This window comes from Maribacter spongiae (assembly GCF_047345125.1).
Classification (GTDB): Bacteria; Bacteroidota; Bacteroidia; order Flavobacteriales; family Flavobacteriaceae; genus Maribacter.
The window spans coordinates 43,143-65,995 of sequence record NZ_JBLFEQ010000003.1 but is presented as its reverse complement, the minus strand read 5'-3'; the positions used below and the strand labels follow the sequence as shown (position 1 = coordinate 65,995).

Sequence of the window (22,853 nt, the reverse complement as noted above, 5' to 3'; positions counted from 1 at the left end):
AAAAACAAATTAGAAAATGGATAATAGTATTGGCGTTGGAATTCTTGTAGGATTAACTTTTGCTTCCACAGTTTTTATATTAAAGTCTGATTATTTTACAAAGCCTCAAAAAATGGTTTTAGGAATATTATTTGTTTTTCCACCAGCACAATGGGTTTTGGCTATTATTTTAGGGATTTGGAATAAAAACAACAACATTTCGATTGGATTTAATATTGACAAAACTAAAAACAGCATCAAAGACCTTGAAAATTTCAAAAAACAAGGAATTTTAACAGAAGAAGAATTTGAGTTAAAAACTAACCAACTTATAGCAAAAAAGCAAAACGAGTTTTTTGAAAAATCAGACGAATATAAGTCCTTAAAGAAATTAAGAAATGAAAACATATTGACTGAACAAGAATTTCGAGAAAAAGCGGAATTACTAAAAACAAAAATATTAACTGAAGTAGAAGAATCGGACTCAAAAGAACCAGAGGAATTGACAAAAATACCAACTCAAAAAAAGGAGTTTAAAATTGCAACTGGTCGAATTGACAAAACTGAATTTAGAAAGAAATTTATTTATTTAGTGATTTTATTCGTTATTAGCATTGCCATTTCATTTTTGCCATATTTCGACTTATTATTGCTATTATCTTGGACATTGACAATATTTTTATTTGGTTATTCAATTTACTTAATAAAACCTGCCGCAAGACGGTTGCAGGATATAGAAATCAACAGTTTATGGAGTTTACTGTTTATTTACCCACTATTCGGTTTGATTTTCGGAATTTACTTGAGTTTAAAAGATGGAAAAAACATAGAAAAAGGTATTGAATAAAATAATAATTTAAAAAATAACTGTGGGCAACAATGGCTATAATTCATTGCGGTTGAATTCCTAATCGGAATTCACCGCAATTTTGTTATCTTTTGGCTACGGCGGAAAGAATCCTGCGGATTTTTCCGCAACGAAATCATAGCCGAGACCGTTGTACGCAAGCTAAAAACAAGTGAGAAATTTTTTAATCTTAACGATAATAGCAACTATAGCAATTTCTTCCTGTGGTCAAGAAAACAAGTCATCAAATGACAGAATCACTACTGAAATCGGAACACTAGAATCGTTAGAGACCAACGAAGAGCAAAGGTCTCAAGATGAAAATCATAGAAAATTCTTAGATGATGAGTACAGATATAATGATACTAATGGTAAAAGAATAACTATACAAAATAGCTTACCAAAAGGTGGACTAGAATATAATGGCCCAAACGGAGAAAAATATGTTTATGCTGTTTTTTGGACTCGGATAATTAATGAAACCAATAACCCTTTTGAATTATCAATTGAGATTCCATCTTCCGGATTCGCACATGGATTAACTTTTGATAACTATTTTAAAGTTTTTGTTTCAAAAAAAGAAATGAACATTGATAAATTATCATTACTAAATTATGGTTTGGGAAGTCTAAATGATATTCTGGATAATAATCTTCAAAAACCTTCTTCATTGCAAAAAACAATAATGCCAAATAACACAGACTCTTTTTATGTCATAACTCTATTCAACAAAGGATTAGGAGGAACTGTACGTGCAGGTTTGAATGTAAAGGACGGTAAACTTTTTTATAAATTAAACAATACAGTAATTCCCGCAGGACAGGTCAATATCAAAAATTTACAACTAGAAAATAAGTAAAAAGCCAGCGTACAACAAAACCTATAAACAATACGGGTTTCGGGTTTAATCGCAGGGTTTGCGTATTTTTATAAAGTCCGCAAAATCTTTAGGATTTTGCTTTTTAGCGGGACAAAGAAAAAAAGAAAACCAAAAGATTTTGCTATGTGCTTGGCGGAAATCAAACGCTAGTTTGCCCCCGTACTGTTCATAGCCGAAACCGTTATACGCTATAATGACCAAACTGAAATGAAAAACAAAATACTCTTACTAACAACCACTCTTTTATTATTATCTGGAGCTGTTTTTTCGCAAGAAAAATTTATTGAGGTAATGGTTAAAGACACCATTACTTTAAAACCAATATCCTATGAATTTGAGGTTTCAAGTGGACTTAAATTTAGATACGATTATGAAAACCCAAACTCAGAAAGTGAGTTTTCGGGAAAACTCAGAAAAGAAGAGGACAGAATAACTGACAACCTAAAAAAATGGGGATACGAATTTAGGCTAAGTGGTAATCCAGAGGCTAGTTTTACAATGGACCCAACGGACAAAAGAAACTTCATTGTCAAAATCAAAGATTCAATTCAAAAAGAGGAATTTAAAAACCGGATGAAAACGGAGGGAATAAACTTCTACATGTCGAACATAAAGTATGAGGATAGGGAATCGAAAACTGAGGAAATCTATAAAAGGTTGTTAAGAAAGGCCAGAGAAAGGGCTGAACTAATTGCTGAATTGAGTGGAAAAAAAGTTGGGGATATAATTGAGATTTCGGAATCAAAATCTGAGTTCAGTATAATTTCTAGTTTTATTGAAAATTTTGCTTACTCTAGGTCATATGGAGGTTCTTCCACATCTTTTAAGTTTAATGCTGGAGTCTTGGAAAAGAGCATACTTGTAAAATACGAGGCGGAATAAATAAATTACAGCGTACAACACGGTGTATAATTAATTGCGGTCGGATTTCCCAAAATGGAAATCCTTGCAATTAACTATCTTCGGTAGAGGCGGACATTTTCCGTTGGAAAAGTCCGCAACTAATCATACACAAGACCGTTAGCAAAAATATTAAATGACCCGCGAAAGGTAATATTCACTATTAATCCATAATAAATATACGAACTTGTTACTATGGCAATTGCGGTTCTTAAATTGGAATGATTCTTGTTTCAATCATTTTATGAGAGAATTTATAGCATTGTTTATCATCTTTTTTGGTTTATTAAGTTTTGGTCAGGAAAATCAAATTTCTAAATCTAATCGAGAAAATTTTAAAAATGATCAAGCATTCGATTCCACTTTCCAAAATAGAATCAATGAAGAGGATTTAATAGGAGTTTGGTATACAACAGCAATAGCCCATTCTAAATATAGATCAAATCCCTACCCTAGATTTAAAGACAGATATTCTTTTAAAAAAGACTTTTCCATTGTATTTGTTAAGAATAAGAAAATAACTTCTGGTACTTGGAGTCTTTCGGCTAATAATATACTTACCATTACAACTATCTCCGGTAAAATAGTTTATCAAATAAGAGCTTTTAAGAATGGGACATTGACACTATCCTCTTCCAACAATTATATTACACTCAAGAAAAATTAATAATTAAAATATTATCTTGCTTTTCCTAGTTGTAAACACCCCTACTTTACCTAAATATTGTAAGCAATAAAACTGAACGGAGTAGAATGTAAAATGAAACTGCCAAAGTTAATGCAGTCGGAATTGTAAAACTGTTCGCAAACGGAATTGAATCGCCTAAAACGCAATCTTGGTGGAAAATACTTTTGCTAACAAAACCTATAAACAATAAGGGTTTCGGGCTTAATCGAAAGGCTTGTGCATATTTATAAGTCGCAAAATCTTTGGGATTTTGCTTTGGACAGAAAAAAGAAAAACAAAACAATAAGCTTTAGCTACGTCGGCAGATGGAAACGAAAAGTTCCCTTGCCTCCGCACTACGCTTAGCCCAACCGTTACCATGCATTTGAGAAAAAACTCATGGAATTGAATAACAAAAGAAAATTATGACTGTAATACCCAAACTCTCATCATCATTAGGACAAAAAGGAAATGATGCAAATATTGCTTTAGCTAAGGAGATTGCAGAAATTGAAAATAAAAATGCAATTAAGGAACTTGTTGAGAATCTGAAAAACATGGATAAAAAAATTCAAGCTGATTGTATAAAAACCCTTTATGAAACTGCCTATATAAAACCTAACCTGATTTCGGATTACTATGCAGAATTTTTGGAGTTGTTATCTAGTAAAAACAATAGATTAGTTTGGGGAGGAATGATAGCTCTGGGAACAATTTCGGATATAAAAAGCAAGGAGATATTTGAATCAATAGAACTGATTTCTAGCACTGTAAATAAAGGCTCTGTAATAACGGTTGATGCAGGAGTTGAAATATATACAAAGCTCAATAAATATTCGGAGTTTCAAGACAAAGTTGAGAACTTGTCGACTGACCAACTGTGGAAATGTCCAGTTAAACAATTGCCTAAATACATGGAAAAATCAACCATATCGATAAACGAGAAAAACAAAGAAATTTATCAAAAAATAATAAATGAGCGAATGTCAGAATGTGAAAAGGAGTCGCAAATAAAACGACTTGATAAGGTATCGAAACTGATAGAAAAAATATAAAAACGCATGGTAACAATGTATAACCGCAATTACGGCGTCCTCGATAGCTATCGGGACGACTACGTCCGAATCCACACGGAATTGCTAAAGGTCAGTGCTAAACCGAAAATAAAGGCATATTAACCCGTAACTGACGGTTATACGAGACCGTTAGGCTTTATTTGAAAGAAGAATATGACTATACCGAAATTTCTTTTTCATTATTATGAATTTGATAATGGACCATTTCGAAATATAACTGAATATGGACTTGAAGAGGCGGAAAGTGTCCAAAGTCAAATATCAGAAGGATTTAATAGCAAAAGACCAAAAAACTATATTGATTTAAGGTTTTCTCTTGAAAACAGAATTAAAGAACAATTTATCTTAAAAGGTGGAAAGCCGAATAGAAATGACCCTTTCTATTTTACTTTAGGAGAATGTAATTGGGCAAAATCTTGGTATGTAAATCCTGGTGTGATAAAAATACCTCTAACTGATTTCAAACCTGACCAAATTAGTTTTACATATCCTGACAGTATGATTTCATTTCAATTTTATGACGAACCAAAACTTGCAACATATCGAAAGAATTGTAACGGACAAGTTTTCTTATTGAGTGAAATAAACAATCTGATTGGTGAGTATGGACTGCCAACTGAGGAAAAATCACAAACACAGGAAAGTTCAAAGTATGATAAATATGTAGAAGCCCAAGTGTGGGATGATGAAATAATAAATGAATATAAAAACAAAGCTTAACAATGTATTACCGCAATTACGGCGTCCTCGATAGCTATCGGGACGACTACGTCCGAATCCACACGGAATTGCTAAAGTCAGTTCTAAACTGAAAAACAGTAGCTTAAAACCCACAACTGACGGTTATACGAGACCGTTGTGCAATATGCTGAACAAATCTAGACTGGAACGCAGTAGAAAATGATAAAACCTGTAAAAAATTGGAATAAATCTAAAACGGAATTTGACGCTGAAATAACCGTCGTAGGACTGATTCAAAAATATATTGACACATATTCACTTAAAAAAATCGATTCGGAACATTTTGATATTTTGTTCAAACTTGCATTTCTGTGTTTGTTAGGACATGCAAGTGAAGTAAAAAACTTTCGAAAACAATTCGGACTAAAAAAGGGCCTCATTAGGACTTTGATGAAGAGAACGTGGTAATCACATTGCACAACAATGCCTAAAATTCATTGCTTGCGGATTTCCTAAACGGAAATCACGCGCAAAAAGCTATCTTTAGGTTCGGCTGGATTGTCCTTCGGACAAATCACAGCAACGAACCTTAGCCCAACCGTTGTAACACATTTAAAAAAACCATTGCGAATGATTGAAAAGTACCGAAATCGATTAAAAGAAATAATTGAAATGTCATTTCGGACATTGGAAATGAAACTTGCAAATGGCGGAATAATTTCAAAAAATGAAGCCTCTTTCCAACTTGAGTTAGGATACATTTTAAAAGTCTTTGGACAGCTTTATGAATTTCATCCGAACGAGAAATTTAATCTCGAAATGGAAAATTATGTAAAGTTAAAATCGACAAGTATTAAGAGTAACAGTAAAAATGCGAGAGTAGATATTTTAATGACTTTTGGAACTGAAAAGGAGTTTGCGACTGGAGCAATTGAATTAAAGTTCTTCAAAAAGAAAAACCACAGAGAACCAAATAATAGATATGACATTTTCAAAGACATTTCGAATTTAGAAGCGTATAAAGAAAATGGAATTGACTTGAATTATCTTTTTATTTCGACAGACCATAATCATTATGTAAATCAATCGAAATATTCAGCAGACACTAAAGATTTTGACATCCGAAAAGGTTCGAAATATAAATCAGGTCAAGTTTTGGAATATCGGACAGCTAAACCATATGGACCACCAATCACATTGAAAGGAAATTATGAGTTTGATTGGAGCGAACCAACTGACAACATCTACTTTACCAAAATAGAAATTTAAAAGTAACTGAATGAAAAAAAACGTGTTACAACAATGTAAAACCGCAATTACGGCGTCCTCGATAGCTATCGGGACGACTACGTCCGAATCCACTCGGAATTGCTAAGGCTTGCGACCCAACCGAAAAACCAATAACTTCAGTCCCATAACTGCGGTTATACGAGACCGTTATCTTCAATAGCTCAAAAAAAATATTCTAGCGGAACTAAACCGAAACCGGAAAGATTTGGGAGTCAAATTTTTAGTATTACAAAGTGTTAAGGAACAGAATTCTGAGCAAGTTTTCGTAGATGGACTTTACTCAAACGGAACTATAGCTAATGGACTTTTAGCTTGTTTGGAGAATACATCACTTTGGCATAAATCGACTCGGGTCTTCTTTATCTAAATCGTTTTCATCATTTTTGTCCGTTGATTCTGTATCTTCTTGGTTTAATTCATCAGTTAATTCATCTTCAATAATTGGAACTTGTTTGGATATTTCTACAGGTAAAGATTCGTCATTTATTAACATCGGGCTAAGGTGTTCATACTTTTTAAAAATAATTCCCATAAAAATTATTGTTGCAGCTTCTACAATTGAATAAATGAATTGATTATCTATAATTTGAAAATTTGTTAATAACCCGACAATTCCCAAAATCGCAACAGTTAAACCAATCGTCAAAAATAAATGCTCATTATTCGTCTTAATTTTTCGCAATTTATTTCCTAAAAAAATAAGAACTAATCCTAATGCAAGCGACAGACCTATTAACAGCACAAAATTCATTAACATTTTAAAGATGGAGCCGAATATTGAAGACGGTTCAACTATTAACTCTGCTGCTTCTCTGAATAACATTGTTACCATTGAAAATATGATATAAAGTTGCAAAATACCAATAGCTATAAACAATCTGACTGTCCAAGTTAATAGTTTGTCAGCACTATTATTTTTTAAATGTGTATTCAGGAGCTTTTTTAAGATGTAGAACATATAAGTAATAACAGCTAAGGAAGCGAAACCAATTGTTGAGGAGATTAAATCGGTTTCCACAAAAAATGAATTTATATTGACTGCCATTGCCAAATTATAAATCATCAGAACAGTTCCGGCGGAGAATGCAACAATTTTTGCGGTTTCCAAATTTTTCATACTATTAAAATATTTTATTTTTAACGAAATCAACTGTTCATTATTGTTATTATTAGTGTTTTCTTTTCAGAACAATATCGACTAAAAAAGTTAAGAAACGAGCCTGACACGGTGGAGAAAAAACGGAGACGAAAAGGGACGTGCTTACTCTAACGTATCGCTACATAAGATAACAAAGAACTGAGTTAAAAAACAAGTTCTTTTAAGTTGATCCGGACACATAGTTTTCATCATAGGGCATCCCTGATTTTGCAATGGCAAATGCTTGTTTTAAAAGTTTGTTGGACACAGCGATCAATGCCAGTTTTTTGCTCTTCCCCTTTGCTGTTATCCGTTCATATATTTCCCTACAGGCCTTGTTATGTCTACAGGCCGAAAAGGCACACAGGAACAATAGGTTCCTAAGTTTTCTGTTCCCGACCTTACTTATCCCGCTCCTTCCCCTTACACTGCTTCCGGAACATCTTATTGTTGGCGCGATACCCGCATAATCGCACAGTTGGCCTGCATTATCGAACTTGGTAAAGCCATCGGTCGGAACAATCAACAAAGCAACGGTCTTATCGCCCAGTCCCGGTATGCTCTTTAAATTGGTCAATTGCTCTTGCCGGGTCTCTTTGACCGAGCAGGGCAATCGCTCATTGAGCGAACACAACTCTCGGTCCAAAACCTTTAACGTGCGTTTCAATGAACGGTAGGCCGCTTTTGAAGGTATGCCCAGTACTTTCTCACCGTGGAGCTTGTTCTTTATTTGGGTGCGCTGCTTTAAATAAATATCCATTAAGGCCAGTAATTGTAGACTCTCGGCCTGTTAAAGCTCCTTTGCCATCATAAAGCGGAACTTCATTGACACAGGCATAATCCCGTATGGCCCTGGCATCGCTCTTACCGGTCTTTACCTTGGACAGTTTCATTTGCCTGAACCGCTTTACCGACAAAGGGTTTACAACGGAAACCTTGATACCTGAACCATAAAGGAACTGTGCCAATAAATAATGATAATACCCTATAGCTTCCATGACCACCAGACCTTCTTCGCCCAACAACTTAAGGTATTGCTTAAAACCTTTGGGTGCATTAACAAACTGATGGTGGTCACCATTAGGGCCCATCACATCAAATACATCCTTGCTGATATCCACTCCATGGATTTTGCTATCTTTATTCATATCGAAACGTTTTGGAAAGGACGCTCCATCTAAGCTTCAACAACTTGAAATCGAGATCAAAGGTCTCACGGAACCGAACGAATTCTTGGATGGAAAAGAGAGGGGGCCATCAATGTTGACGGAATCATTACTTCCTATGGCTATATTGACCTTATCCCTCTCTTTTGTTCTTTCGGATTAGTACATCAATTTAAAGAGATTCAAACTTAAGATGGCTATAATTCATTGTGGCCTTGAGCCTCGCCAAAGTAAAAGTATAAATCAACGATTGATTTCTAAGCGGAATAATCCTGACTTGCCAGCGCGCCCGCTGCTTCGCAGATGCCGTCACAACGAAATCATACACTAGACGTTAGGCTTTATTTGAAAGAAAAATGATAGCATTTCTTCAAAGGTATTTAAAGATAAAATTTTTATAGTAAGGATTCCTTACTATATTTGTATCGCAATAATGCATCAATTTTAAAATAATTAAAAAATGAGTAAATCAATTTTCTATCACGCAGGTTGTCCAGTTTGTGTAAGTGCGGAACACGACATTATTAATTTAGTAGGTGTTGATAATGTTGAAGTCGTAAACATTGGCGAAGACCGGAAGAGAGTTTCAGAAGCGGAAAAAGCGGGAGTAAAGTCTGTCCCGGCTTTAGTTACACCAAATGGAAATACATTACATATCAACTTTGGTGCTTCAATGGCAGATCTAAAAGGTTAATTTTTAAAATACATAGTTAGGAATCCTAATGTAAAAGAATTCCTGACTTCTTAAAACAAAGACAATGAAATCAATACTATTATTACTTTCGGCAACAATGCTTTTAAGCACTACCAAATCTTGTGCTCAAGAAAGCGAATATAAAAATGACAACTTCAAGATTAATGAAGTTAGCGTAGCACACGAACCTAATTTGGGCATTACTATTTGGGAAATATCCGTAGATGGAACAGCAGGAAAAACAACACCTATAAAAGTTGGTCAACTTGATGGCGCACCAGTTTTGGGATATGTTTTCCCAACAAGCTTAAAACCTACTGATGTTGGCTTTAGTCAAACAGACGGAATTGTTGCACTTGCTCTAACATCGCACCCCGATTTTGATGATACCCCACTTTGGGATGAGAATAATGACCAAATATTTGATAACGATGGAATTATTTGGCACCCACATTGGGTAATACTTCACGAAGATAAAAGAGTTGATGGAGGACTTTCCGTTAAACAATTTAAGAAAGCTGATGATACGGTTGTTTTACCACCAACAAATCCAGGAATGCCAATGTACATGGATTCGCCAGGCTATCCCGTCACAACTAAAAACAACACTATAAGGGTAGTCGTGCCAGATTATCGCATGAATAATAGAACGGACTTTAGTTATGACGGTGTAACTGCTTTTATGAAAGTAAACACAAGTAATGAAAATTTACCTATGCTAGGAGTTTATGAAGTTTTTAGTGTGGCAAGCGGAGATTTGTCGTTACCATATAAAATAAAAAAATAAAAGTTATGAAAGTTTCAGTTTGGGATACCTATGTGAAAAAAGCAGATGGAAAGGTTATGCATTTCGACATTCTAGTTCCCAGTAGTTTAAACAATGAACAATCTGTATTTAATTTTGGTAATGATTACCTTAAAAACAAATCACTTAAAACCAATCAATTAACATCGAATGAATGTCATCTTTGTCACGTTGAACAGGCAACGGAAGAAATGATTTTATCGATTGAGAAAAAAGGCTATTTTATTATTGAAATGGAAAATTGCGGTTAATTTAATTAGGATTACTAACTTTGCTTGTCGAACCAATTTTGACAGGCTTTTTTATGAAGGAAAGTACATTTGACCCAACACAGCAACAAAAAGATGTTTCGAGTAAAATCGTTGCAGGATTGGAACGTGTTTCAGAAGTATTTAAAATCTTGTTGTGGGAAAAAGCTAAATTGGTTGGATTAAGTCCGATCCAGATTCAGATACTTATTTTCATAGCTTACCATAAACGGAACTTGTGTAACGTCAGTCACCTTGCAAAAGAGTTTAATGTGACCAAACCGACTGTAAGTGATGCCGTTCGGATCTTGGATAAGAAAAATCTAATAATTAAAAAGTTTTCATCATCTGATAATCGCAGTTATTCAATCGCATTATCCGATTTGGGAAATGAAATCGTTTTTCAAACGAATGATTTCTCAAATCCGTTAAAAAAACAGATCAACAGCTTTTCACAATCCGAATTAAATAGCTTATTTGATACTTTAAGTCAATTGATTTACAAATTAAATTACAATGGAATTTTAAGTGTTCAAAGAACTTGTTATGGATGTAAGTTCTATAAAAAAAATGGAAATGTTGATTATTGTAATTTACTTCAAAAAAACTTATCCAGGCAAGAAATTCGATTGGACTGTCCAGAATATGAAGAAAAAGCCAGTGGCCAACAAAATGGTGTATAACTAATTGCGGGCGGACATTTTCCGTTGGAAAAGTCAGTACTAATTACACACTGTAACCTCCAAAAAACGAACTGAAATTAGAAGTGACTTCCTCCTGTTATACCGGACAGTTCGGACTTCTCCAAAGGAATGGTGGAATCAGAAGTTTCGATTCTTGTGTCAGGGATTTTTTTAGATTAATTCGACATCTTTTTTTGAATATTATCCTTAGATTTAAGCTATGAAATTTGGTAGTGTAGACAACCCTCAATTAATAGATTTTACTATACCTCTCAATCATCCCGATACTGAAATCTTGTTGAGAAAACAACAGAATGACAACCCGGTTCAGGTTTATGTAGGATGTGCCAAATGGAACAGACAGGATTTAAAGAACTTTTATCCAAGAGGCACTAAGGTTCAACTTTATAATGGTAAAAAATGTAGTTATTTGAAAACAATTTCGTTGAATTACCATGCTAGCAATATATGTACGAAAGTCAGTTGACCATGCCAATCAGAAATCATTAAGAGAACAAGAACTACTAGGCATTGAACTTGCCGAAAGATTAGAAACGGAATTCAATATATACAATGAGGGAATTGTTTCTGGTGCGGATATTTCCGCAGATAGACCAATGTACAAAAAACTCATATCTGATATAGTGGATGGTAAACTAACAGGAGTATTTATTTGGGAAACTTCAAGAGCTGCCAGAAACACCAAAAGTTGGTTGAAACTGGCCGATTACCTAAAGGACAACAATGTAATACTATATGATAACGGTAGTCCTATAGATTTATCTGACCCCCAACAATATATGTTCTATACCCAGAAGGCCGCTTTTGATGAATTTTATAGTAAGGTAACTTCTCAAAAAATAAAGACAGTACTCAAACGGAACGCTGAAAACGGATTGGTACAGGGTAAACCACCTATTAGGATACAGAAAAGGGGAGGATGGTAAAATAGAGATTGACCCAGAACAGGCCAAGCTTATCAAAAGGATATATGAATCCTCCTTAAAAGGAAAAGGAAGCAAGGTTATTGCCAATGAACTTTCTGAAGAAGGAGTTCCCACGCAAAGGAACAAGCAGTTTTGGGCTGGGAATACAATACTGGACATCATCAAAAATCCATATTATAAAGGTGTCAGAACCCAATCAGGCGTGGAGTACAAAGTACCTGCGATATTCGATGAGGCCTACTGGCAAAAGGTAAATGACAACATAAAGAATAACCGAATATTTTCTGGAACCAAAGTTGTGCATAAGTACCTTTTGAACAAAGGACTTGTTTGCTGTGGTGTGTGTGGTAAAAACTATTATGGACGAAAACAGAGGAATAGCAAATATGCCTACTATTTATGTGCTAGTAGAAAAAGTAGATTGGAGGATTGCCATAACAGGGCTTTGAATTTAGAAGTTTTTGAAAGATTTGTTTGGGACAACTTTTTTAGAAATGGAGAAATGTATCAACGGGTTACGGAGGCATTTAAACATGGGGGAAGCGAAAAAAGACTGGCCGAAACCAATACTGAAATCCAGAAGAACGAAAAGGAAATAAATGCAATCAAAAGAAAGATATCCAATAACTACCAAAACTTCATAGAAGAAATCGTGGACAAGGAAAACTATTTACGGGCAAAAAATAGTTTAGAGGCCAAGCTTCAGCATGAAATGGAAGTACAAGAAGCTTTGAAGAAAGAACAGATTTTGTTACAGAACGAAGAAAGATTCTTGTCAGAGATAAGAAAGGATATCCCAATGCCAGAATCATGGAAGCCTAAGAATGGAAACAATCCCTATTTTGAAGATTGGATGCAAAGGACTTGGGACAAAACCTTAAAAGGTGGCCTCAATCTTGCTAACAAAGGTATTATTGATGATGAAATGCCCCTCTCCGAAAAGAAGCAACTAATACAGAAATATATCCAAAAACTAAATGTAACCTTCCACCATGCCCAAAAGTACTTTTTGATAGAAGTGCAATTCAATATACCGATTCCAAACGAAACCTATATGCTCAATAATAATCAGGATTTGGCAGCGAATTTGGACAATAAATTAATTTTTCCAACAAAGGAATTGATTGATTACAGTCCACATCCAAGTGGACAGAATACGCTGAAAAGATACAAGGTATTTAAAAAGAAGCTTGAAAAAGAGGTAGGGGAGTTTGAATATACCCTGAAGGACATTTTGGGATAGTATTTATCTTTTAGTCGATTCATTTGACAGCTCCCTTGTTGATTCGGTAGCCAAATGATTCAACAATCTTTACTTTGGATTGATTTTGTTTGGCCTATTCTAACAATATTGGAATAAGGGCGCACTTGATTTTAGAAATACAATACTTTGATTCAATGATTACATGGGTTGGCGGGGGTTTACTGGTAATCAAAAAGGTGTAGACATAATGGTATATATAAGAGTTGTATTGAAATCTGTACAAATATCAGAAGACACACGCCTATACAATACAATTTGGCTTTATCCCTTAAAAGGAGTGGACATAATATATGAGTGAAATTTAGGGTAAATAAGGAAAGGGCTGTGCGGGTCCTATTACTTTACTTATGGGCTATTGCGGTAATTTAAAATCAATTTAAACAGTACTGTAAAGGATGGGAATTTTAACATTTAGCCAAAAAATATTTAACACAAGAAACGTCAAATTAACACTATTTGGCAACAGGGTAAAAAACTCGCATAAACCCTAAAAACATTGATGGTAACAAATATTTTAATATACTTGATTGACATTGTCAACAGCTATATATTTGTAATAAATTAATGTAGAAAAAACCCCACCGTTAGGCAGGGCTAAAGATTGTAATCTTTATTATTTAGCGATTTCAAAGTTACAAATTCTTTCCCATAAAGCCATAGGTGTACCAACACAAACCGTATGGCTGACCTTTACAAGCAGGTATCAGTACCTATTGACCTATACAATGCCGTTACCGAACTTGGACTATCCAAGATACAGACCAATAAGGCGTTTCGTTTCCTTGACTTGTTGATTACCGACAGTCAAAGAAGGTTCGGACTGCCCTATTGTTACGTATCGTTCAGCTATGGCCTGTTCCTCACCGTTTTCAATAGCAAGTACCAAAACTTTCTAAAGCCACTTTTACATTCTGGGATTGTTAAGTGCGATGAGGTTTTTAGCTCCGACGGACAGAAGCCCCATTACTACAAGGTGCACAAGGATTTATCTGTTGGAGAGGGGCAGGTAACGGTACAGGTCAAATACAAGGGCCTTGAATACAACAATGATACGGAGGTGGTACAAAATGCCCTATCCTTTATTAAAAGTCTATATATCCCTTATGGTGAGCTTAAACAAGCTTTGTTACAAAAGCTTTATGATGTCATCCACACGAATTACAAGGCAAACCATGCAATCAAAGAAAGTGCTGTTAGGGTCTTCGATGGTAAAAAGCACTACTATATCAATACCCAGAAAGCGATTGCCAAAGCGACCAAGTTAGGGGTCACGCTATTTGAAGATGATGGTAGGTACTTCATCATGGACAAGGGCGAGTACCTGAAAATCAAGACCGCCAATATCAAGAGAAGTTATGTCGCCTCTATCGAAAACCTACGGGATGGTAACTATTATGCTTCAAGAAACCACACCAATAACAGGTTAGACCATAACCTTACCAACATGGCTACGGTTCTTAGGTATGTCATTGCCGAAGCCAACAACCTGGTACAGGTCGATGCCGTGAACAGCCAGTACGCAATCCTTGCCAATCAAATGAAGAAAGAAGGTATAAAGGGACAATTTATCGAAGATGCCATTGGCGGACGGTTATACGAAAATGTTGTTGAAGGTCTGAACTTACCCGACAGGAATACAGGTAAAAATGGGTTGATGAAGGTTGTATTTGCCCCTATCTATACCCCCAACACCCTGAAATCTGGATTGGAAAAGATGTACCCCGAACTTATCAGGTATTCAGACAAGATAAAGCAGATGAAGGGGTATAACCAACTCGCCGTGATGCTCCAGCAGCATGAATCCGCCCTATATGTGGACAGTATTTCAGCAGAGTTACAGAAAATGGGCATTAGCTGCACAACGATACATGACAGTATCCTTTGTCGTGAAAATGACAGACAGTTTGTACAGGATTTCATTAAGCAGAAAATGAAGGAACAGGACTTCGAGTGCCAATTAAAAGCAAGCTGATGAACAGCACTAGGGAACTGTTCACTTTTATAAGGATATTAATGAAAAAGCAGATGGAGATGATGAGAGGAACGAAATCGTTTACGATGAAATCAACTGCTTTATACGGAGACACCCAGAAAAAAGAGCATTTATTGAAAACTATATGAAAAAAACAATCAAATGAAAGAACTGAATCAAACTTACCAAAAAGGTACAAAGACCTACACCCAAATCCACTCCTCCGTCCAAGCATACATTTATGAGGTAACGGATTCAGAGACCGACCATATCTATTATGAGGTATTTGAAAAAAGGTACAATAGGCGTTTTGATTGTATCAGCTATCCGACAGACAAGGCCTTTGGTAAATGGGCTTGGTGCATTTCAAGGGGAAAAGACCAAAAATTGGCCCTTGAAGCTGCAATAAACAGATTCAAGTTATTAAGTGGACGGAAAGAAGCGGCCTAGCATCCTTTTTGAGATTGCAATGGAAGATTTCAGCCATTTTCTATTTGATTCGGTCTAATCTCATTCCAAAAGTTTAAAAAGTATCTCATAACGTTTTTTGCATCAGTTGTTAAATTTTACCTGATTAGTATAAAAAATTGATTTACAGTTACTTCCTAAACAATGCATTTTATCAAAACTTTAATAGTTCTGAGTTTGCAAAATTTTGCTAGTTATTAATAAAATATTTTTCCTACTTTCAGTGAAAAATAAATCAAATGAGAAAAGTGTTGCTTACCATAGTACTTGCAGTTAGTTTTTTTTGCCATTCACAGAATCAATATCCAGAAAGTCAATCTCCAAACAATATGGCTTCAGGTGTATATTATCAAGTAGGCCCTGGGTCAAATAATGCGTTGGGGTGGACTTATAATTATGGAACCAAACTATCTGTAATAGGCGATTCAAGTTCTAGGACTTTTGAGATAACCACTTCAGGTTATCCGTATGGTTATTTGAAACTGAGACAATGGGATGCAAACAATAATGTATGGACAGGTTGGAGAGATATTTTGACCGCAAATCAAAATGGTTACGTTGGGGTTGGAATAGCAAATCCTTCTTCAAATTTCGAAGTTTATAAATATGATGGTTCTTCACATGCTAGAATTTATACAAACCAGCATAGCGGTACCGCAAAACTGGAAATAGCAGGAGGAGTAGCAAGTTTTGGAGCTTCCTATTCTGGGTGGAGTTTATATCATTCTAATAATCATACCGCTAAAGACTTGTATTTTAGATATGGCCAGTCTGGTGACCCCAACTTCGTTTTCACGAATGAAGGAACAATGGGGATAGGCACGACTTCTCCAGACTCCAAACTAGCAGTAAACGGAAACATCCACACCCAGGAAGTAAAAGTTGATATGCAAGGCTGGCCAGATTATGTATTTGAAAAAGAGTACCATCTCCCAACTTTAAAAGAAGTCGAAGCCCATATAGAAGAAAAAGGACATTTGCAAAACATCCCAAGTGCCAAGGAAGTGGAGGAAAATGGAATCAAACTGGGTGAGATGAACTCCAAACTGCTCCAAAAAATTGAAGAGCTTATGCTCTATACCATTCAACAGCAAAAGGAGATTGAAGAGTTGAAAACTGAAATCTCTGAATTAAAGGAAACAAAAGAGTAAGTTTTAATATGCGTTTAATAGCTCTTTTTCTGGCCTTATCATTTTGTCAGGCACAAGATTCAAACCTGCTAATGCAACAGTTGTTAGGTAGTTGGAACATTTGCTCGGATTCTCAAATTGACAATCCTCCTACATTTCTGAATTGTACATACACTATCAATTTCGACAAATCTGGAAAATTTGAAATCATTGAGCTGAACAAGGGGAATCTAGTTGCAAAAGGATTATCAGAATTAACGTACTACTCTGAAGTAAATAAAAAAAAGTTGTATAGGCTAAATCTGAACAAGGATGGAAATAAGGGATTGGATTTAGAGAATTTTCCCAGTACCAGTGTAATACTTTTTTCGGCTAATAGAATAATTTTTTTAACCGATGATGGCAAAGATTTGGCATCGCCTTACTTTTTAAAAAAAAACAGATGACAAATAAATACTTCTACCTTCTTTTTTTATGCATCATACCATCTTTGTTGACAGCCCAAAAATTTTGTGGCTTTGATGAATATCATGAAGCTGTAACTGAAAGATATGGTAGTACAATAGATAGCTTTGAATCTCAGTTTAGGAACTTTTCTAAATCAAATAAGGCAATTGCGGGGAAAACCACATACAATACGGTGACCATTCCAGTAGTATTCCACGTGGTTCATAATGGAGAACCTATCGGGCAAGGGGCTAACGTATCTGGAGGAAAGATATATGAACAATTGGCAATTCTAAACAATAACTTTAATGCGGTTGCATCGGGAAGTAAAGTAGGTTTTGGTTCCCCTACAAACCCTAAGTTTCAGTTTTGTTTGGCCAAGACAGATCCGTTTGGACAATCCTCGACTGGTATTACACGCACCTATGGAAGTGATTTCTATACAATCAATACCATTGACCCAAGAGATGAGGATAGATTAATAAAATCGATTAATTGGAACCCACAGATATATCTGAATGTCTACATAACAGACCTTAGACCAGTTGGTGATTCCAGCAATTTATATGCTATTGCTGGGTATTCTAGTTTTCCCGTTGTACCAGACATTTTGCAAGGCACAACCACAACACAGCAAAACATCTTGAGACAGCTTATCGATGGCATTGTACTTAATCATAGATATGTTGGAGCTCAGGCAGGTAGACCATCTGATACGGATGGCCATGTCTTAGCTCATGAGGTTGGACATTGGCTTGGATTATTCCATGTTTTTAATACATCGGAATGTGATTTGTCATCTATCAATATTCCAGATTGTACAAAATATGGAGACAAGGTGTGTGACACCCCTATTTTGGAAGAAGCATCCTTGGGAAACACCCTTTTTCCAGATGAAGAAGTTTTAGATTGTTTAGGAGACCTAGCATCAGCAGAGAACTTCATGGATTATAATACTTCATTGGATTTTTTTACGGAAGAACAGGTTGACATAATGCATCAAAAAGCATCCTTTTATAGAAGCTTGATTTACAATCAGACTTATTTGAATGCTGACTGTACCGTAAATATTGGCGGAACTGGAGGTTCTGGAGGTTCTGGAGGATTTGGCGAGTCTGGTAGTTGCAATGGGGCAGGTTCTGATAGTTACGCTTTCAAAATTAAAAGCGATGTTGAGGATAGTGGTTTTGGGAAAGTTTTGAGTTTGGACTATGACGAGCTTGTCATCTCGAATCCAATAGCGCAAAAGTTAAATTTCTTCAACATAGATGGCTGTTCAATTTCATCAAATGGCGAGCTGGAAATGCCGAATATCGCAATTGAAAATGTTCTACTTAAAGATGGTTTTCTTTTTGTTTCAACGAATGTTTCGATATTTATTTTCGAGAAAAATCAAAATCAAACTTGGACTCAAATTCAACAAATTTCTGGGGATAACAAGTTTGGAATAAACATGGCTTACAGGGATAATACATTGGTAATTACCAGTGAAAGATACTTGTATATATATGAGTATAACGGATTTAATTTTTCTCATATCGATGATTTCTATGTGGTAAGCACGCAAGATTACATAGATATCAATGCGCTTCAATTTAACGGTGAAATCATTGCAGTTGAAAGTGGAGACAATAGACTGTCAAGACAGGTATATTTTTATGCCAAGAATACATCTGGAAATTTTGAAGCGGTCAACTCTAATTTAACAATAATTGCAGAAACGATTGTTTTGACAGAGGCTCCTGAAAACTTGTTGTATACATATAGATGGACGCTTGCTAATAGCAATAATCAACATGTAACAACTTATGACCTTAATTCACTTGCTCAGGGAGGAAGCAATATTGTCAAACTAAACGAGGTTCTTGATTTTAATCTTTTCGATGGAAATAGTAATTGGAACGACCCTTTGTCGTTCCATGTATATAATGAATATTTATTGATGTTGAGCAATACAGGAACATCCTTTCATAAAAGGGAAACCCCAAATTATGATTTGGTAACTGTATATGATGGTAATAATAACTCATATCTACAACCTAACCCCCATGCAGCAGCTACCAGTCTCTCTAAAAGTTCCGATTTGAGCGGAAACTTATTGGTCGTCGGCAACTCGTATTGTGGAGAGGTTTATATATATGCATTAAGCAATTTCTTAAACTATTCGAATTCCGATTTATCACTATGTTCTCATCCGACTACGGATTATTTGGAAGGGAAATCAATTTCGGTTGGGGGTAATTCCTGCAACGTTGACATTGATGAGAGATTGGATTTAAAAGCAAAAGAGACGATAACAATTGGGCCAAACACCCATATTAAGAATGGTGCCATTTTTTCCGCTAAAACATCCTCTGAACCTAATTGTAATTTAAGTGGGGGGCTGTTGATTGATACAGGGTCTTCTTCAAAAGCAGACAGTGGCTATGATGAACCTTTTATACATAACCCGATACAAATTAGGGTGAAAACTGAAACTCGGAAGAAAGATGACGATATCTATCTTAAAGGTCTTACAATTCATCCAAATCCAACAAGAGGCATCCTCAAAATTATATCATCGAAGGATAATCTGGTACTTTCTGCAACGATTTACGGATTGAATAATACCCGACTGCTTAGTTATGAGAATAAGGAAAGATTATCTTCTTCCGAACTGGATTTATCGACTTTCCCTGTTGGAATTTTCATCCTCAACTTAACAATGGAAGATGGTAGTATTGTTAGCAAGAAAGTGATAAAGGAATAAGAATGTATATGGTCTTTATTTTAGGTAATTACATGTTCTGGGTTTGATTGGGAGTTTTTACGATTGTATTTAAATTCTATCATTTTCGTTTCAAACTTATATTAAAGACCACATTCACCTGCTGGTATTATTGTTTGACAGCCTATTTGGATTCTGAGGTATGCAATACGTGATTTAAGCCACTTTCTCATTTATCTAGTGTCAATGAATGGAATTTTCAAGAAAGTTCGTATTTTGATTTATTGCATCAATTCTATGTTTTTAAGAAGTAATTGCCGATTTGACCTTTTGAACCGTACCCAAACTTACCCCACATAGTTTTGCCGTATTCCGTAAAGATTGCTTTTTGAGGGTCTTTACCACTTTTGGGTACTTTGCCAAAAAATCTTCCTTGGATTCCACGGAGCCACGCACACGACCTTTATAATTTCCCTTAACCTTTGCAATGGCAATACCCTCCCTTTGTCGTTCCAACATGGTTTCCCGTTCCATTTCGGATATGTTGGCCAGTACCGATACTATCAGCTTAAAAGCTTGGTTCGGTTTCCCGTTCACCAAAGATTCAATATCAAGATTATCAACCTTTACGATTACTTTTTTCTGTTCAAAGTGTTTTAGGGTATTGAGTATGTCCAACAGGTTGCGCCCAAGTCTATCAATGGATTTTACGGAGATATAATCTATTTGTTCGTCGGACAGTAGTTCGTTTCCCTTTTCCCGCTCTGCAAACGGAATTGTACCGCTACAAACATCAACAAACAATCTTTCATCTGGATTTTGGACTACTAATTGTCGTTCCAATTTTTGGTCTGGGGTACTTACCCTAACGTATCTTGCTTTCATTTAAACTGCTTTATATAAAGATACGAAATGTATCAATTTTAGAAGGGGCTCCAATAGTACATCTTAACGACTATATGTACGTCCAATCGAATAGTCAGAACTGCACCACGGATAGGCCACGGCCTAAAAACATAACACCTAAATTTTAATTAAGAATTTTGTGCGGTTAATTGTGTGAGGAAGCAGAATGAATAAATTGGATTTGAATTTTCTCTGAATACCAAACCCTAAATTATAAAAAACCATATTTTTAAGGGTAGGGGTAGGAAAAAAGATTAAGTCTCAAAAAAGGTATTGCGGTACAGTCCAAACACACACGGGAACTCATTTAATTTTAGAAATCCCATTTGACCTACAAAATAGTATACGTGCGTATTGGGATTAAAAACTCTTTAAAGCCATTTTTGGTCCATTTTTACCGTTTTGGGCAAATCGGGGGTTATAAGGCAATTTTGACCACTTTTCATGTTATTTTCCAATTTTGGCAAAACCTACAAAATACCTACCCTTAGTAAATAAAATATTTGATAGAATTTGGGTCATAATTTTCTTAATATCAATACTTTGAATCATAAAAATTTTAATGGTAGAAAAAGTGATATTTGACAACATCTCATGTTTTACAGGATGTAAAAAAGGATGAAATTGGGGGTTTGGAGGGGGATGTTCACACATTCGCTCTTTTTTTGTTATAATTCAGTCTTTTTTATTGGATTGACTCAATTAATCCAACTGGAAATTCCATGATACTTCAACAATCTTTCAGATGGACAATTTTCAATACAGATTCCGCTACTATTGATAACAAAATCATGATTCCCTCCAATAGAAACCTTTGCTTTTCCTTTTTTAAAAGGTTTGGCCGTAACAAAAACCTGTTTAAATACCAATTCTCCTCTTGAATTGGCGTAACCCTTCATTAAATCTTGATTTTGCACTGTCAAATAACCTTCCCCATAACCCAGAATATTGTAATAATTGGCAAATTGCTTTATTTGCTTACCATTTGTATTGAAAATGAAATTGTTGGACGTTTTAAACAGGAACTTATCCTTTCTTTCGTTTGGATTCAACAATTGCACATATCGCTTAAAACCTTTCTGCTGGTTTAAAAATGATTTGGGGTTGTTTAGGTCACGAACAAAATACCTGTTTTCTACTTCCAAGTCCCCGACAACAATTCTGTTGTTGAACACTACTATTCCTTGGCTATAAGAATAAATTTCATCTTGCTTGTCAAGCACTAGGGTTCCGTTTAAATCAAAGATTGCTTTGGATTTTCCCATAGCGACCAAAAAGTACTTTGAATCATATACTTCTAAAATCCCATCTGTGACCATTGGCACAATTTCATGGCCGTTGACATCAAATACTCCACAGGATTTCCTATTCTTGGAGTAGGTCGAGCAAGCTTGAATAAAATTCTCGTCTAGTATTACTATATTTTCGTATTTGGTATCGAGAATTGAATTGCCATTAACATCTACAACACCTTTAAGGTTGCTATCCTTGATAATTTGCAGGCCATACTTATAATCAATCTGCTTTTGTTCTTTACAGGCCATTAAAGCAATCATGACGAAAAGAATAATTACTAACTTTTTCAAAACACTTTTATCTAATGCTCGCCAAACCCCTAATGCGAAATTGAAAAACAAAGAAGGCATGGGATTTATACTCAAATTCAATAGTGGGGGCTCTGGTAAGCCCAACAGTATAAATAAGAGAAACCCACGCCTATGGCGTGAGCATCAACTCTCTTACCCTGTACTGTTTTTTGAAATTTACCAGATTTCCACTAACAGAATAAAAAGCAATGCTTCTTTTTGATATGTCTGATAGCTAAATTAACTATTAGAATTGAGAACATCTCAAATCGATTCATTAATGTTGAATATCAATTGATTTGTATCATCACTAGTTATGGCTGGTTTTCATACCTTTATTCTAAAAGTTTTAACCAACATTAGTATTGACTT

The 22,853-nt window shown here is 35.3% G+C and carries 20 protein-coding genes and 1 pseudogene; 17 read left to right on the top strand and 4 right to left on the bottom strand.

Going from position 1 to position 22,853, the window contains the following annotated elements; genetic code table 11:
• The first annotated feature begins 16 nt into the window (after positions 1-16).
• The 7 genes from ACKWB9_RS05075 (at position 17) to ACKWB9_RS05045 (ending at position 6,299) form a co-directional block, all read left to right on the top strand.
• Positions 17-826, top strand: a complete 810-nt coding sequence (locus tag ACKWB9_RS05075) for a DUF805 domain-containing protein (protein ID WP_414001914.1) — start codon at positions 17-19, stop codon at positions 824-826.
• A gap of 172 nt (positions 827-998) precedes the next feature.
• On the top strand, positions 999-1,685 hold the full coding sequence (locus ACKWB9_RS05070) for a hypothetical protein (protein WP_414001913.1): 687 nt from the start codon (positions 999-1,001) through the stop codon (positions 1,683-1,685).
• Positions 1,686-1,913: 228 nt separating this feature from the next.
• Complete coding sequence (locus ACKWB9_RS05065) at positions 1,914-2,588, top strand: SIMPL domain-containing protein (RefSeq protein ID WP_414001912.1); 675 nt, start codon at positions 1,914-1,916, stop codon at positions 2,586-2,588.
• A 262-nt stretch (positions 2,589-2,850) separates the two neighbouring features.
• Positions 2,851-3,273 carry a lipocalin family protein gene (locus ACKWB9_RS05060; RefSeq protein WP_414001911.1) on the top strand — a complete coding sequence of 141 codons (423 nt, stop codon included), beginning with the start codon at positions 2,851-2,853 and terminating at the stop codon, positions 3,271-3,273.
• Positions 3,274-3,698: 425 nt separating this feature from the next.
• The gene (locus tag ACKWB9_RS05055) at positions 3,699-4,328 is read left to right on the top strand and encodes a hypothetical protein (protein ID WP_414001910.1); all 630 of its coding nucleotides are present in this window, start codon (positions 3,699-3,701) and stop codon (positions 4,326-4,328) included.
• Between the two features lie 174 nt (positions 4,329-4,502).
• Positions 4,503-5,069, top strand: coding sequence for a hypothetical protein (locus ACKWB9_RS05050; protein WP_414001909.1), 567 nt, complete (start codon positions 4,503-4,505; stop codon positions 5,067-5,069).
• Positions 5,070-5,660: 591 nt separating this feature from the next.
• Positions 5,661-6,299, top strand: coding sequence for a hypothetical protein (locus ACKWB9_RS05045; RefSeq protein WP_414001908.1), 639 nt, complete (start codon positions 5,661-5,663; stop codon positions 6,297-6,299).
• 349 nt (positions 6,300-6,648) lie between these two features.
• Here the strand turns inward: ACKWB9_RS05045 and ACKWB9_RS05040 are convergent, their stop codons facing one another.
• Complete coding sequence (locus tag ACKWB9_RS05040; protein ID WP_414001907.1) at positions 6,649-7,437, bottom strand: hypothetical protein; 789 nt, start codon at positions 7,435-7,437, stop codon at positions 6,649-6,651.
• 202 nt (positions 7,438-7,639) lie between these two features.
• Positions 7,640-8,606, bottom strand: a pseudogene (locus ACKWB9_RS05035) (IS110 family RNA-guided transposase).
• A 478-nt stretch (positions 8,607-9,084) separates the two neighbouring features.
• Between ACKWB9_RS05035 and ACKWB9_RS05030 the strand changes: the two are divergent.
• The 10 genes from ACKWB9_RS05030 (at position 9,085) to ACKWB9_RS04985 (ending at position 20,031) form a co-directional block, all read left to right on the top strand.
• Positions 9,085-9,318, top strand: coding sequence for a thioredoxin domain-containing protein (locus ACKWB9_RS05030; RefSeq protein WP_414001906.1), 234 nt, complete (start codon positions 9,085-9,087; stop codon positions 9,316-9,318).
• 64 nt (positions 9,319-9,382) lie between these two features.
• Positions 9,383-10,105: a hypothetical protein gene (locus tag ACKWB9_RS05025; protein ID WP_414001905.1), complete on the top strand. Its 723-nt coding sequence runs from the start codon at positions 9,383-9,385 to the stop codon at positions 10,103-10,105.
• A 5-nt stretch (positions 10,106-10,110) separates the two neighbouring features.
• Positions 10,111-10,374 carry a DUF2024 family protein gene (locus ACKWB9_RS05020; RefSeq protein ID WP_414001904.1) on the top strand — a complete coding sequence of 88 codons (264 nt, stop codon included), beginning with the start codon at positions 10,111-10,113 and terminating at the stop codon, positions 10,372-10,374.
• Positions 10,375-10,427: 53 nt separating this feature from the next.
• Complete coding sequence (locus ACKWB9_RS05015) at positions 10,428-11,054, top strand: MarR family winged helix-turn-helix transcriptional regulator (RefSeq protein WP_414001903.1); 627 nt, start codon at positions 10,428-10,430, stop codon at positions 11,052-11,054.
• A gap of 455 nt (positions 11,055-11,509) precedes the next feature.
• Positions 11,510-12,001 (top strand): recombinase family protein, encoded by a 492-nt coding sequence (locus ACKWB9_RS05010; RefSeq protein WP_414001902.1) that lies wholly within the window; start codon positions 11,510-11,512, stop codon positions 11,999-12,001.
• Complete coding sequence (locus ACKWB9_RS05005) at positions 11,940-13,244, top strand: recombinase family protein (protein ID WP_414002210.1); 1,305 nt, start codon at positions 11,940-11,942, stop codon at positions 13,242-13,244. The genes ACKWB9_RS05010 and ACKWB9_RS05005 overlap by 62 nt, the downstream gene beginning before the upstream one ends.
• Before the next feature lie 700 nt (positions 13,245-13,944).
• Positions 13,945-15,237 (top strand): hypothetical protein, encoded by a 1,293-nt coding sequence (locus ACKWB9_RS05000; RefSeq protein WP_414001901.1) that lies wholly within the window; start codon positions 13,945-13,947, stop codon positions 15,235-15,237.
• A 162-nt stretch (positions 15,238-15,399) separates the two neighbouring features.
• Positions 15,400-15,687 (top strand): hypothetical protein, encoded by a 288-nt coding sequence (locus ACKWB9_RS04995; protein ID WP_414001900.1) that lies wholly within the window; start codon positions 15,400-15,402, stop codon positions 15,685-15,687.
• Positions 15,688-15,944: 257 nt separating this feature from the next.
• The gene (locus ACKWB9_RS04990; protein WP_414001899.1) at positions 15,945-16,856 is read left to right on the top strand and encodes a hypothetical protein; all 912 of its coding nucleotides are present in this window, start codon (positions 15,945-15,947) and stop codon (positions 16,854-16,856) included.
• A gap of 421 nt (positions 16,857-17,277) precedes the next feature.
• Complete coding sequence (locus tag ACKWB9_RS04985; protein ID WP_414001898.1) at positions 17,278-20,031, top strand: zinc-dependent metalloprotease; 2,754 nt, start codon at positions 17,278-17,280, stop codon at positions 20,029-20,031.
• A gap of 261 nt (positions 20,032-20,292) precedes the next feature.
• On the opposite strand, the gene ACKWB9_RS04980 is transcribed toward ACKWB9_RS04985, so the two are convergent.
• Together ACKWB9_RS04980 and ACKWB9_RS04975 are read right to left on the bottom strand one after the other, a co-directional pair.
• Positions 20,293-20,874, bottom strand: a complete 582-nt coding sequence (locus ACKWB9_RS04980; protein ID WP_414001897.1) for a recombinase family protein — start codon at positions 20,872-20,874, stop codon at positions 20,293-20,295.
• A gap of 719 nt (positions 20,875-21,593) precedes the next feature.
• The gene (locus ACKWB9_RS04975) at positions 21,594-22,481 is read right to left on the bottom strand and encodes a WG repeat-containing protein (RefSeq protein ID WP_414001896.1); all 888 of its coding nucleotides are present in this window, start codon (positions 22,479-22,481) and stop codon (positions 21,594-21,596) included.
• Positions 22,482-22,853: the final 372 nt, after the last annotated feature.